Source organism: Streptomyces sp. NPDC058198, from assembly GCF_042882605.1.
GTDB lineage: Bacteria > Actinomycetota > Actinomycetes > Streptomycetales > Streptomycetaceae > Streptomyces.
The window spans coordinates 336,316-348,685 of the sequence record NZ_JBHVVP010000006.1 but is presented as its reverse complement, the minus strand read 5'-3'; the positions used below and the strand labels follow the sequence as shown (position 1 = coordinate 348,685).

12 protein-coding genes are annotated in these 12,370 nt (G+C 70.0%); 3 read left to right on the top strand and 9 right to left on the bottom strand.

Features of this window, described 5'->3' with window-relative positions:
- Positions 1–60: 60 nt before the first annotated feature.
- The 5 genes from ruvX to rpsD form a co-directional block, all read right to left on the bottom strand.
- Positions 61–525: a Holliday junction resolvase RuvX gene (ruvX, locus tag ACFVWW_RS22805; protein ID WP_384330205.1), complete on the bottom strand. Its 465-nt coding sequence runs from the start codon at positions 523–525 to the stop codon at positions 61–63.
- Positions 526–531: 6 nt separating this feature from the next.
- Positions 532–3,201, bottom strand: coding sequence for an alanine--tRNA ligase (gene alaS, locus ACFVWW_RS22800; RefSeq protein ID WP_386878780.1), 2,670 nt, complete (start codon positions 3,199–3,201; stop codon positions 532–534).
- A complete protein-coding gene (locus tag ACFVWW_RS22795) occupies positions 3,201–3,536 on the bottom strand; it encodes a DUF6167 family protein (RefSeq protein WP_386878779.1) in 336 nt (111 codons plus the stop codon). The genes alaS and ACFVWW_RS22795 overlap by 1 nt, the downstream gene beginning before the upstream one ends.
- A gap of 7 nt (positions 3,537–3,543) precedes the next feature.
- Complete coding sequence (locus tag ACFVWW_RS22790; RefSeq protein WP_384190015.1) at positions 3,544–3,987, bottom strand: DUF948 domain-containing protein; 444 nt, start codon at positions 3,985–3,987, stop codon at positions 3,544–3,546.
- Positions 3,988–4,189: 202 nt separating this feature from the next.
- Positions 4,190–4,804, bottom strand: coding sequence for a 30S ribosomal protein S4 (gene rpsD / locus ACFVWW_RS22785; RefSeq protein WP_030355486.1), 615 nt, complete (start codon positions 4,802–4,804; stop codon positions 4,190–4,192).
- A 177-nt stretch (positions 4,805–4,981) separates the two neighbouring features.
- Here rpsD and ACFVWW_RS22780 point away from each other — a divergent pair, with 177 nt between their 5' ends.
- Positions 4,982–5,659, top strand: a complete 678-nt coding sequence (locus ACFVWW_RS22780; protein WP_386878778.1) for a DUF2470 domain-containing protein — start codon at positions 4,982–4,984, stop codon at positions 5,657–5,659.
- Positions 5,660–5,663: 4 nt separating this feature from the next.
- Here ACFVWW_RS22780 and ACFVWW_RS22775 read toward each other — a convergent pair whose 3' ends face one another.
- The 4 genes from ACFVWW_RS22775 to ACFVWW_RS22760 all read right to left on the bottom strand — a co-directional run bounded on the left by ACFVWW_RS22775 (position 5,664) and on the right by ACFVWW_RS22760 (position 9,842).
- Positions 5,664–7,019 carry a replication-associated recombination protein A gene (locus tag ACFVWW_RS22775; protein WP_384190021.1) on the bottom strand — a complete coding sequence of 452 codons (1,356 nt, stop codon included), beginning with the start codon at positions 7,017–7,019 and terminating at the stop codon, positions 5,664–5,666.
- A 53-nt stretch (positions 7,020–7,072) separates the two neighbouring features.
- Complete coding sequence (locus tag ACFVWW_RS22770; protein WP_384190023.1) at positions 7,073–7,708, bottom strand: vitamin K epoxide reductase family protein; 636 nt, start codon at positions 7,706–7,708, stop codon at positions 7,073–7,075.
- A gap of 135 nt (positions 7,709–7,843) precedes the next feature.
- On the bottom strand, positions 7,844–9,106 hold the full coding sequence (gene hisS / locus ACFVWW_RS22765) for a histidine--tRNA ligase (RefSeq protein ID WP_386878777.1): 1,263 nt from the start codon (positions 9,104–9,106) through the stop codon (positions 7,844–7,846).
- 13 nt (positions 9,107–9,119) lie between these two features.
- Positions 9,120–9,842, bottom strand: a complete 723-nt coding sequence (locus ACFVWW_RS22760; RefSeq protein WP_384190029.1) for an MBL fold metallo-hydrolase — start codon at positions 9,840–9,842, stop codon at positions 9,120–9,122.
- A 252-nt stretch (positions 9,843–10,094) separates the two neighbouring features.
- Between ACFVWW_RS22760 and ACFVWW_RS22755 the strand changes: the two genes are divergently transcribed.
- Both ACFVWW_RS22755 and ACFVWW_RS22750 read left to right on the top strand, forming a co-directional pair.
- Positions 10,095–10,892, top strand: a complete 798-nt coding sequence (locus ACFVWW_RS22755; RefSeq protein WP_384190032.1) for a peptidylprolyl isomerase — start codon at positions 10,095–10,097, stop codon at positions 10,890–10,892.
- Positions 10,893–11,042: 150 nt separating this feature from the next.
- Positions 11,043–12,272, top strand: a complete 1,230-nt coding sequence (locus ACFVWW_RS22750; protein WP_384190035.1) for a DUF349 domain-containing protein — start codon at positions 11,043–11,045, stop codon at positions 12,270–12,272.
- Positions 12,273–12,370 lie beyond the last annotated feature (98 nt).

Sequence of the window (12,370 nt, the reverse complement as noted above, 5' to 3'; positions counted from 1 at the left end):
CTTCTTGTGCGGTGACTGTTCGAACACCACCGCATCGCGCGGAACGTTACCGTATCGCGATCAGATGACCACTTCGACGCCCTCGCCTGGAGCAGTACCGGAGCCCCGTTCGGCCTCAAGCGCGCTCTGGAGGATGATAACTGCCGCCACTTGGTCGATAACGGACCGGCCTTTCTTGGACTTGACGCCCGAAGCGCGCAGTCCCTGACTGGCGGTCACCGTGCTCATCCGCTCGTCGACCAGTCGTACCGGCAGGGGCGCGATGCCTCGCGCCACCTCCTGTGCGAACACACGTACCTTTGCCGCGGCCGGTCCTTCGCCCCCGTTGAGGGAGCGGGGAAGGCCGACCAGCACCTCGATCGGCTCGTACTCCTCGACGATCTGCCGCAGCCGCCGGTGGGCGGCCGGGACATCACGTCCCGGCACGGTCTCCACCGGCGTGGCGAGGATCCCGTCGGGGTCGCACGAGGCGACCCCGATCCGGGCGTCCCCGACATCGATCGCGAGACGGCGTCCGCGTCTCATCCGGGATCAGGCCGTCTCGGCGACAAGGCGTTCGACGGCGGCCACGGCGTCCCCGATGGCGTCCGGGTTCTGGCCGCCGCCCTGGGCGACGTCCGGCTTGCCGCCCCCGCCGCCGCCGAGGGTCTTGGCGGCGGTACGGACCAGGTCACCGGCCTTGAGCCCGCGCTCACGGGCGGCCTCGTTGGTGGCGATGACCGTCAGCGGACGCCCGTTGGCCGTGGTGAACAGCGCGACGACGGCCGGGCGGCCGCCCTGGATGCGCCCGCGCACGTCGAGGACCAGCTTGCGCAGATCGTCGGCCGAGGTGCCGTCCGGGACCTGTCCGGTGACCAGAGCGGTGCCGCGTACGTCCTTGGCGCTGTCGGCGAGACCGGCGGCGGCCGCGAGGACCTTCTCGGCGCGGAACTTCTCGATCTCCTTCTCGGCGTCCTTCAGCTTGGCGAGCATGCCGGAGATCTTCTCGGGCAGCTCCTCGGAGCGGCCCTTGACCAGCTCCTGGAGCTGGGCGACGACGGTGTGCTCCTTGGCGAGGAAGTTGTACGCGTCCACGCCGACCAGGGCCTCGATACGCCGCACGCCGGAGCCGATGGACGACTCACCGAGCAGCTTCACCAGGCCCAGCTGGGCGGTGTTGCGGACATGCGTACCGCCGCACAGCTCCTTGGAGAAGTCGCCGATGGTGACGACGCGGACCCGCTCGCCGTACTTCTCGCCGAACTCGGCGATGGCGCCCTGCTTCTTGGCCTCGTCGATGGACATGACCTCGGCCTGGACGTCCAGTTCACGGGTGAGCACTTCGTTGATCTTCTGCTCGACGTCGGTGAGGACCGTGCCGGGTACGGCGGCGGGCGAGCCGAAGTCGAAGCGGAAGCGTCCCGGCGAGTTCTCGGAACCGGCCTGGGCGGCCGTCGGGCCGAGGGCGTCGCGCAGCGCCTGGTGCGTGAGGTGCGTGGCGCTGTGGGCGCGGGCGATGGCCCGGCGGCGCGTGAGGTCGATGGCGGCGTAGGCGGAGGCGCCCACCGTCACCTCGCCGACCTGTACGGATCCCTTGTGCACGGAGACACCGGGGACCGGCTGCTGGACGTCGCGGACCTGGATGACGGCCCCGGAGTCGAGCTTGATCCGGCCCTGGTCGGCGAGCTGGCCGCCGCCCTCGGCATAGAAGGGGGTGCGGTCGAGCACGATCTCGACCTCGTCGCCCTCGGTGGCGGCGGGCGACGGCACCCCGTCCACGAGCAGGCCGACGATGGTCGACTCGCCCTCGGTGGAGGTGTAGCCGGTGAACTCGGTGGAGCCGCTGTCGTCGGCGACGGCGCGGTAGGCGGAGAGGTCGGCGTGGCCGGACTTCTTGGCCTTGGCGTCGGCCTTGGCCCGCTCCCGCTGCTCCTTCATCAGACGGCGGAACCCGTCCTCGTCCACGGAGAGGCCCTGTTCCGCGGCCATCTCCAGGGTGAGGTCGATCGGGAAGCCCCAGGTGTCGTGGAGCAGGAACGCCTTGTCGCCGGAGAGGACCTGTCCGCCGGCGGCCTTGGTGTCGGTGACGGCGGTGTCGAGGATGTTCGTGCCGCCCTTGAGGGCCTTGAGGAAGGCGGCCTCCTCGGCGAGGGCCACGGTCTCGATGCGCTTGCGGTCGCTCTCCAGCTCCGGGTACTGCTCGCTCATGGTCGAGATGACCACGTCGACCAGGTCGGCGACGACCGGCCCGGTGGCGCCGAGGAGACGCATGTTGCGGATGGCGCGGCGCATGATGCGGCGCAGCACATAGCCACGGCCCTCGTTGCCGGGGCTGACCCCGTCGCCGATGAGCATCACGGACGTCCGCATGTGGTCCGTGACGACGCGCAGGGAGACGTCCGAGGTGTGGTCGGCTCCGTAGCGCACGCCGGTCAGCTCGGTGGCCTTCTCGATGACGGCCATGGAGGTGTCGATCTCGTACATGTTCTGCACGTCCTGCAGAATCATGGCGAGGCGCTCCAGGCCGAGGCCCGTGTCGATGTTCTTCGACGGCAGGTCACCGAGGATCGGGAAGTCGTCCTTGCCCTCGCCGGCGCCGCGCTCGTACTGCATGAAGACCAGGTTCCAGATCTCCACATAGCGCTCGTCGTTGACGGCGGGGCCGCCCTCGACGCCGAACTCGGGGCCGCGGTCGTAGTTGATCTCGGAGCACGGTCCGCAGGGTCCTGGCACGCCCATGGACCAGAAGTTGTCCTTCTTGCCCAGCCGCTGGATGCGCTCGGCCGGTACGCCGACCTTCTCCCGCCAGATCGTCTCGGCCTCGTCGTCGTCGAGATAGACGGTGATCCACAGGCGCTCCGGGTCGAGCCCGTAGCCGCCGTCCGCCACGGAGCTGGTGAGCAGCTCCCAGGCGTACTGGATGGCGCCTTCCTTGAAGTAGTCGCCGAAGGAGAAGTTGCCGCACATCTGGAAGAAGGTGCCGTGCCGGGTGGTCTTGCCGACCTCTTCGATGTCCGGCGTGCGGACGCACTTCTGCACGCTGGTGGCGCGCGGGGACGGCGGCTTGACCTCGCCGAGGAAGTACGGCTTGAAGGGCACCATGCCCGCCGGGACCAGCAGCAGAGTCGGGTCGTCCGCGATGAGCGACGCCGAAGGCACGACGGTGTGCCCGCGCTCCTCGAAGAAGCTCAGCCAGCGGCGGCGGATTTCAGCCGACTCCATCAGTGGTCCTCATTCCGGTTGTGCGGTTTGTAGGAGTACGTGGTTCGGGGGTATTCGGTGTGCTCGATGGCGGCGACGCGCCGCGGCGCGGGAAGCGCGGGGTCGGCCGGTGCCTCCAGGCCCAGTGCCTCGCCCAGCTCGGCCTCGCGTCGCACCATGCCGGCCCTGACGTCAACGGCGAATTCCCTGAGCTTGTGCCCGGCGTCGATCGCCTTGTCCGCCGCCTGGGCGGCGAGGCTCTCCGGGGTCAGCTGCTTGAGCTTGCGAGTGACCTTGGTGGTGGCCCAGACGCCGGCGGCCGCGCCCGCGGTGAACCAGAACGTACGGCGGAACATCGCTGCGTCAGCCCTTCTTCTTCCTGCGCCGGGCGGTGGGCACCGTGCGGCCGACGACCGTGCGGCGGGAGGCCGGCTCGGTGGTCCCGCTCCCGGCGGCCGGCGCTCCCTTGCGCCCGATGGCCTGCCGTACGCCGTAGCCGAACGCCGCGACCTTGACCAGGGGCCCGCCGAAGGTCGAGGCGACCGTGGTGGAGAGCGCCGAGGCGTTGGAGGTGACTTCCTGGACGTCCGTGGCGATGGCGTCGACCCGGTCGAGCTGGGTCTGCGCGGAGCGGACGGTCGCGGAGGCGTCCGCCAGCAGGGGTACGGCCTGTTCGGTCACGTCCGCCACGAGTCTGGTGGTCGCCTTGAGTGTCTGGGCCAGCCTCACCAGCACCACGGCCAGGAAGGAGACCAGAATCGCCCAGAACACGGCCACCAGGATCCCGGCAACCTCTCCACCGGTCACGCCGCACCGCTCCCTGATCGTTGACGGTCATCTGGAAAGCGACTGGAAAGTCGTTCTCCGACCTTATCGCGCCGACGGTCGCGCCCCGTACCGGATTAGTCGTGCGCGGAGCGGCAGTTGCCGGGGAGACGCGGAAGCCCGCCGGCCTCCCCGCGAAAGGGCGGGGAAGCGGCGGGCCGAAGCGCTGTGAGCTACGTCCGGGTCAGCGGGCGTAGTACTCGACGACCAGCTGCTCGTCGCAGATGACCGGGATCTCCTTGCGCTGCGGGTCACGGTCCAGGCGGAACGCCAGGGCCTTCAGGTTGACCTGCAGGTAGCGCGGGGTCTCGCCGTCGGTGTCGTAGCCACCCTCACGCGCGACCTGGAAGGGGACCTTCTCGCGGCTGCGCTCGCGGACCATCACGACATCGTCGGGACGGACGCGGAACGACGGCTTGTCGACCTTGCCACCGTTGACCTCGATGTGGCCGTGGACGACCATCTGGCGGGCCTGGTAGATGGTGCGGGCGATGCCCGACCGCAGGACCAGCGCGTCGAGGCGGCGCTCGAGCTCGACGACCAGGGCCTCGCCCGTCTTGCCCTCGGCCTTGCGGGCGCGGTCGTAGGCGCGGGCCATCTGGCGCTCGCTGATGTCGTACTGGGCACGCAGGCGCTGCTTCTCCAGCAGACGGACCTTGTAGTCACTGTTCTGCTTGCGTCCACGACCGTGCTCACCCGGCGGGTAGGGACGGGCCTCGAAGTACTTGACAGCCTTCGGCGTCAGCGCGATACCGAGCGCACGCGACTTCTTGACCTTGGGACGCGACTGGTTAGGCACGTTCTCCAGACCTCCGTTGTAGGTTAGGTTAGGCTCACCTTACTCAAAGGAGATCGCATGTCTCGCCCTGGGAACACCACGCGCATCACAGACAGCCTCGACGCACAGGGCACCGAATCGACGGAGGTCCGATCAGCTCATGGTCAGCCGCGTCCCAGCGGGCTTGAAATCGATCGGATGCCGTCAGCAGCCGAACGCACACGAACTCTCGTACAGAGTACATGCTCGGCGGTGCTGCTCATCCCGGGTCTGGACGGGGCCAGGCCCTACCAGCTGATGCCGGACGCGCGTGCCGTCGGGCCCGACGGCGAGGTGTTCCTGGTGTTCCCCGCCGACTCCCCCGCCGTACGCGCCGCGGCGCACGCGCAGGACGACGAGCTGACCGCGGTGCTCGAGGTCACGGACGTCGCACCCGTCTCCGTACCCCACCGGATCCGGGGCCGTGCCTGGCTCTCCGGCTGGCTCACCCGCGAACCCGACCTCACGGAACCCGGTCGCGTGATGCTGCGCCTGGAGGTCGGCGAAGCGTGCGTGGACGACCTCTGGGGCGCCGACCCGGTGGAGCCCGAGGACTTCGCCAGGGCCGCGCCGGACCCGCTGATGGAACACGAGGCGGAGCTGCTCCAGCATCTGCACTCCGCGCACAGCGCGGAGGTCCAGCGGCTGCGCGGGCTGCTCGGCGAGCGGACCGGCGGGACCGCGGCCGTGCCGGTCGCCCTCGACCGCTTCGGGCTGCGGGTGCGCTTCACCGGCGTCCAGTGCTTCGACGCCCGCTTCGACTTCCCGGAGCCGGTGCGGGACATGAACGAGCTGCGCCGGGCCATGCACACGCTCTTCGACGCGGCCGCGTCGTAACGGCTCAGGCGCCGTCCCCGCGCAGCCGCTCGCGCACCTTGTCGACGACATCGGCGTAGCGCGCTTCCGCTCCGTACCGCGTGGGCTGGTAGTAGCGCTTGCCCCGCACCGCGTCGGGGGCGTACTGCTGGGCGGCGATCCCGCCCGGCACGTCGTGCGGATAGACATAGCCCTGGGCATGGCCCAGCTTGGCCGCGCCCTTGTAGTGCCCGTCGCGCAGATGGGCCGGCACCGATCCCGCCAGCCCCTTCTTCACGTCTTCCAGCGCGGCCGAGATCGCCGTCGTGGCCGCGTTGGACTTGGGGGCGAGCGCCAGCGCGATGGTGGCGTGGCTGAGGGTGAGCGCGGCCTCGGGGAAGCCGATCATGGCGACGGCCTGGGCGGCGGCGACCGCGATCGGCAGGGCCGTCGGATCGGCGAGACCGATGTCCTCGCTCGCGGAGATCATCAGCCGCCTGGCGATGAACCGGGGGTCCTCCCCCGCGTCGATCATCCGGGCCAGGTAGTGCAGCGCCGCGTCCACGTCGGACCCGCGGATCGACTTGATGAGCGCGCTCGCCACGTCGTAGTGCTGGTCGCCGTCGCGGTCGTACATCACCGCCGCGCGGTCGACGGTCTCCTCCACGGTCTGGAGGGTGATCTCCTTCTCGCTCTTGGCGAGCGCGGCGCCGGCCGCCGCCTCCAGCGCGGTCAGCGCGCGCCGGGCGTCACCGCCCGCGATCCGCAGCAGATGCGCCTCGGCGTCCTCGGGGAGGGTGACCGCGCCGCCGAGGCCGCGCTCCTCGGTGAGCGCCCGTCGCAGCAGACTGCGCAGGTCCTCGTCGGTGAGCGGCTCCAGCGTGAGCAGCAGGGAGCGGGAGAGCAGCGGGGAGATCACCGAGAAGTACGGATTCTCGGTGGTGGCGGCGATGAGGGTGACCCAGCGGTTCTCCACCGCGGGCAGCAGGGAATCCTGCTGGGCCTTGCTGAAGCGATGGATCTCGTCCAGGAAGAGGACGGTGTCCTTGCCGAAGCCGCCGGAGGCCCGGCGGGCTCCGTCGATGACGGCCCGCACCTCCTTGACGCCCGCGGTGATGGCGGACAGCTCCACGAAGCGCTTGTTGGTCGCCTTGGAGACGACATACGCGAGCGTCGTCTTGCCGGTGCCCGGCGGGCCCCAGAGGATCACGGACGAGGGCCCGGCGGGGCCGCCGCTGCCTTCGCCGACGAGCCGGCGCAGCGGAGATCCCGGCTTCAGCAGATGCTGCTGGCCGACGACTTCGTCGAGGACGCGGGGGCGCATCCGGACGGCCAGGGGGCTGCTGGACGGGTCCTTCTCCTGGCGGTCTTCCGCCGCGGCGGTAAAGAGGTCGGGCTCCACGCGTGAAGCCTATGCCAGGCCACTGACAACACCGTCAGCGCGGACCCGGCCGCTCAGCTGGTCCAGAAGTCCCACCAGCGGGTCAGGATGAGCATGCCGATGACGCCGATGTGCAGCGCGGGGAGCACCCAGGTGAACTCGCTCAGGAAGCCGCGCAGCCAGCTGGGCGCGGGCAGCACTCCGGTGCGGATGTTGTGGGACGTCACGTACCAGAACATGATGATCGTGGCGGCCCAGGCCAGGGAGCACCACAGGCACAGCGAGTTGATGTTGTAGAGCGACTGGTACTGGAGCCAGGTGCAGAACCCGACGCCGAAGAGCGTGCCGGCGTTGAGCCCGAGCCAGAACCAGCGCCGGTAGCGCGCCCCGGCCAGCAGCGCCATCCCGACGCCGATCACCACGGCATAGGTGACGAGGCCGAGCATCGGGTTGGGGAACCCGAAGACCGAGGCCTGCTCGCTCTTCATGATGTTGCCGCAGGAGACCACCGGGTTCAGGCTGCAGCCGGGGGTGAAATTCGGGTCCTCCAGCAGCTTGAACTTGTCGATGGTGATGACCCAGGCGGCCAGCAGCCCGGCCGCGCCCGTGATCACCAGCAGCAGCGCGAGCGCCCGGCCGCCGCCGACCGTGCGCGCGGCGCGCCCCTCCTCCCGCTTGGAGGAGACGTCGTCCAGTGCCGCACTCGTCATATCGCCGTTCCATCACTCAGTGGCCTGTGGGGGCAGCCTCATTGTGCCGCACGCTCCCCGTCGTCCACCGTTCGCCGGAGATAAAGACGGAGGGGCCCGGACGGTGACCGTCCGGGCCCCGCACGCCTGAAATGCTCAGCCGAGCCGCTCTGTGAGCTCCGACACGAGCGCGTCGAGCGCGACCGGGGTCTGCTCGCCGGTCTCCATGTCCTTGAGCTGCGCCAGACCCTCCGCGAGGTCCCGCTCGCCGGCGACGATCGTGTACCGCGCGCCGGACCTGTTGGCGTTCTTCATCGCGCCCTTGAGGCCCTTCCCGCCGTAGGAGAAGTCGGCGGCGACCCCGGCCCTGCGCAGTTCGGTGACGACACCGAACAGGACCCGCCGCGCCTCCTCGCCCAGCGGCACCGCGAAGACGCTGGTGGCGCCGGGGAGGTCGAGCGTGATGCCCTCGGCCTCCAGCGCCAGCACCGTACGGTCGACGCCGAGCGCCCAGCCGACCGACGGGAGCGCCGGGCCGCCGATCATCTCGGAGAGACCGTCGTAGCGGCCGCCGCCGCCCACCGCCGACTGCGAACCGAGACCGTCGTGGACGAACTCGAAGGTGGTGCGTGTGTAGTAGTCGAGGCCGCGTACGAGCTTCTCGTCGTCCTCGTACACCACCCCCGCCGCGGTCAGCAGCTCGCGGACCTCTTCGTGGTACGCCTTGCACGCGTCGCACAGATAGTCGCGCAGCATCGGTGCCCCGGCCAGCTGCCGCTGCACGTCCGCGCGCTTGTCGTCGAGGACCCGCAGCGGGTTGATCTCGATACGGCGGCGGGTCTCCCCGTCCAGGTCGAGACCGCGCAGAAAGCCCTGGAGCGCCTCGCGGTAGACGGGGCGGCACTCCTGGTCGCCCAGCGAGTTGAGCAGGATGCGGAAGTTCCGCAGGCCCAGCGAGCGGTACGCCTGGTCGGCCAGGATGATCAGCTCGGCGTCCAGCGCGGGGTCCTCCGCGCCGATCGCCTCGGCGCCGACCTGCGAGAAGTGCCGGTACCTGCCCTTCTGCGGGCGCTCGTAGCGGTAGTACGAGCCGGAGTACCAGAGCTTGACCGGCAGGTTGCCGGCCTTGTGCAGGTTGGCTTCCAGTGCGGCGCGCAGGACGGAGGCGGTGCCTTCGGGGCGCAGGGCGAGCTTGTCGCCGCCCTTGGTCTCGAAGGCGTACATCTCCTTGGAGACGATGTCGGTGGATTCGCCGACGCCGCGGGCGAACAGCTCGACGTTCTCGAAGCCGGGCGTCTCGACATAGCCGTAGCCGGAGTTCTTCAGCGGCGTGGAGATCGCCTCGCGCACCGCGAGAAAGACCGCGGAGTCGGGCGGAAGCAGGTCGTAGGTGCCTTTGGGGGCCTGGAAGGTGTTCATGGAGATCGGTGCGTCACATTCCTCGTCGCGGAGCGGCGCTCGGGCCGCTTCCGTAGCCGGCGGCCACGTCCCTCAGATAGGGGTTGGTGGCGCGCTCCCGGCCGATGGTCGTCTGGGGGCCGTGGCCGGACAGCACCACGGTCGAGTCGTCGAGCGGCAGGCACACACGGCCCAGTGACTCGATCATCTCGGCGTGGTCGCCGCCCGGCAGGTCGGTGCGTCCGACGGAGCCGGCGAACAGCAGATCGCCCGAGAAGAGGACCGGCGGGACATCCCCACCGCCGACCGCCTCGGGCATTCCGAAGGTCACCGACCCCTTGGTATGGCCGGGCGCGTGCGCGACGGTGAACTCCAGGCCCGCCAGCGTCAGCGCGGCGCCGTCGGTCAGCTCCTTGACGTCGTCGGGCTCCCCCACGGTCAGCTCGCCCATCAGCGGCATCCCGATCGAGCGGCCGAGGGCCTTCTCCGGGTCACTCATCATGTACCGGTCCGCGGGGTGGATCCACGCCGGTACGTCATGTGCTCCGCACACCGGGACGACCGAGGCGACATGGTCGATGTGGCCATGGGTGAGGATGACGGCGACGGGCTTGAGCCGATGCTTCCTGAGAGCGTCCTCGACTCCTCGCGTGGCCTGGTGGCCCGGGTCGATGATCACGCACTCCTCGCCTGCGGCGGGGGCGACCAGGTAGCAGTTGGTCGCCCAGGCCCCGGCGGGGAACCCGGCAATGAGCACGATCGTCCTTATATGTCGTCCGTCGGGAGAATGCGGCAGATCAGAGCCTACCGGCGCTGCTCATTACACAGCGAACCCATATACCGTACGGGGCTAGGTCCTGTGCGGCGGATCGTCGCGGATCAGCCCGCGACGATCCGCCGGACAGGGCCTGGGTCCTGTCGGGCGGATCTTCGCGGGCTCACGAAGATCGACCGGACAGGACCTGGTCAGGCCGGACAGGATCACACGACAAGTCGAGGAGAAGACCCGGTGGTCAACAGCGATCAGCGTCGGCGCCAGCTCGCCCGGGAGAAGTTCGAGCGGCAGCAGCAGCGCCGGGCCACAGCCCGGAAGAGGGCGAAGCGCCGCAACGTCGTCATCGCCTCCGCGCTGGCCGTGGTGGTGGCCGCGGGCGCCGCGGCGTACGCCTCAGGAGGCCTGACGGGCGGTGACAGCAAGAGCGACGCCGCCTCGCCCGAGGCGACCCCCTCGGCGTCGGCGTCGCCGTCGCCGACCGAGAGCAGCGCCCCCGAGCCGAAGATGACGGTCGACAAGACGGCGAAGTACACGATGGCGCTTTCGACGAGCCAGGGCGACATCTCCATCACGATGGACGCCAAGAAGACGCCGCACACCGTGAACTCCTTCAAGTCCCTCGCGGACAAGGGCTACTTCGACAAAACGAAGTGCCACCGGCTGACCACCGAGGGGATCTTCGTGCTGCAGTGCGGCGACCCCAAGGGGGACGGGACCGGCGGCCCCGGCTACACGATCCCGGACGAGAATCTGACCGCCCTCGGCAAGGCCGGCGCGGACGGCTCCGTCACGTACAAGGCCGGGACGGTGGCGATGGCCAATACCGGCCAGCCGCACACCGGGGGAAGCCAGTTCTTCCTCGTCTACAAGGACACCAAGCTCCCGCCCAGCTACACCCCGTTCGGGACGATGGACGCCGACGGTCTGAAGGCCGTGGACGCGGTGGCGAAGGCCGGGGTGGACGGCGGAGCGGGCGACGGTGCGCCCAAGAAGGCGGTCACCGTGAAGAAGGGGACGGTCGACAAGGCGTGACCCTCTGAATTCGGCCGTGCTGAGTGCGGACAGCCGGGCGGCCGGTCGCCTAGATTGGCGTTGTGCAGGGCGGGCGCAGCCCGTCCCAGGAAACTGTGGACGATGCCCGGGGGGTCACATCCCTCGCGGGCATCAGGTGGAGGAGGCGCTGTGAGCAGCGACCCGTGGGGCCGCGTCGATGAGACGGGCACCGTGTACGTGCGGACGGCCGAGGGCGAGCAGGTCGTCGGATCGTGGCAGGCAGGCTCTCCGGAGGAGGCTCTGGCCTATTTCGAGCGCAAGTACGAGGGCTTGGTCGTCGAGATCGGCCTCCTCGAACGGCGGGTGAAGACCACCGATCTGTCCTCGAAGGATGCGGCCACGGCCATCGAGCATCTTCGCGGGCAGGTCGACGAGCACCACGCCGTGGGTGATCTCGACGCGCTGCGCAAGCGGCTCGACGGGCTGGTCGCGACGGTCGACTCGCGCCGTGAGGAGCGCAAGGCGCAGCGGGCGAAGCAGACCGACGAGGCGCGCCACGCCAAGGAGGCGCTGGTCGTCGAGGCGGAGGAGCTGGCGCAGAGCGACCAGTGGCGGTCGGCCGGCGAGCGGCTGCGGGCGCTGGTGGACACCTGGAAGGGCCTGCCGAGGCTGGACCGGAAGTCCGACGACGAGCTGTGGCACCGCTTCTCGCACGCCCGCTCGGCGTTCTCCAAGCGCCGCAAGGCCCACTTCGCCGCGCTCGACGCGCAGCGCGAGGACGCCCGTAAGGCCAAGGAGAAGCTGGTCGCGGAGGCCGAGGCACTCTCCGGCTCCACCGACTGGGGGACGACGGCCGCCCGCTACCGGGAGCTGATGACGGACTGGAAGGCGGCGGGCCGCGCGCAGCGCGAGGCCGAGGACGATCTGTGGAACCGCTTCCGCGGCGCCCAGGACGTCTTCTTCGCCGCGCGCGGTGAGGTCTTCGCCGAGCGTGACGCCGAACAGACCGAGAACCTGAAGCTCAAGGAAGAGCTGGCGGTCGAGGCCGAGCGACTGGTGCCGGTGAGGGACCTCAAGGCGGCCAGGGCGGCCTTCCGGTCCCTCAACGAGCGCTGGGAGGCCGTCGGCCATGTGCCGCGCGACGCCAGGCCGAAGGTCGAGGGCCGGATGCAGGCGGTGGAGCGGGCTCTGCAGGAGTCCGAGGAGAACGAGTGGCGCCGTACGAACCCGGAGGCGCGGGCGCGCGCCGCGGGTCTGACGGGGCAGCTGCAGGCGGCCGTCGACAAGCTGCGTACGCAGATCGACGCGGCGCGTGCGAGCGGCAACAACGCCAGGGCGGACAAGCTCGCCAAGGAGCTGGAGGGCCGCCAGGCACTGCTCGACCAGGCGCTGAAGGGCCTCCAGGAGTTCGGCGGCTAGACCGCGGGCGGTATCGCGACGCGAAGGGGCTCTCCGTACCTGGTGTACGGGGAGCCCCTTCGCGTGTGCCGTGGTTCCGGCGTCGGTCCCGGTGTCGG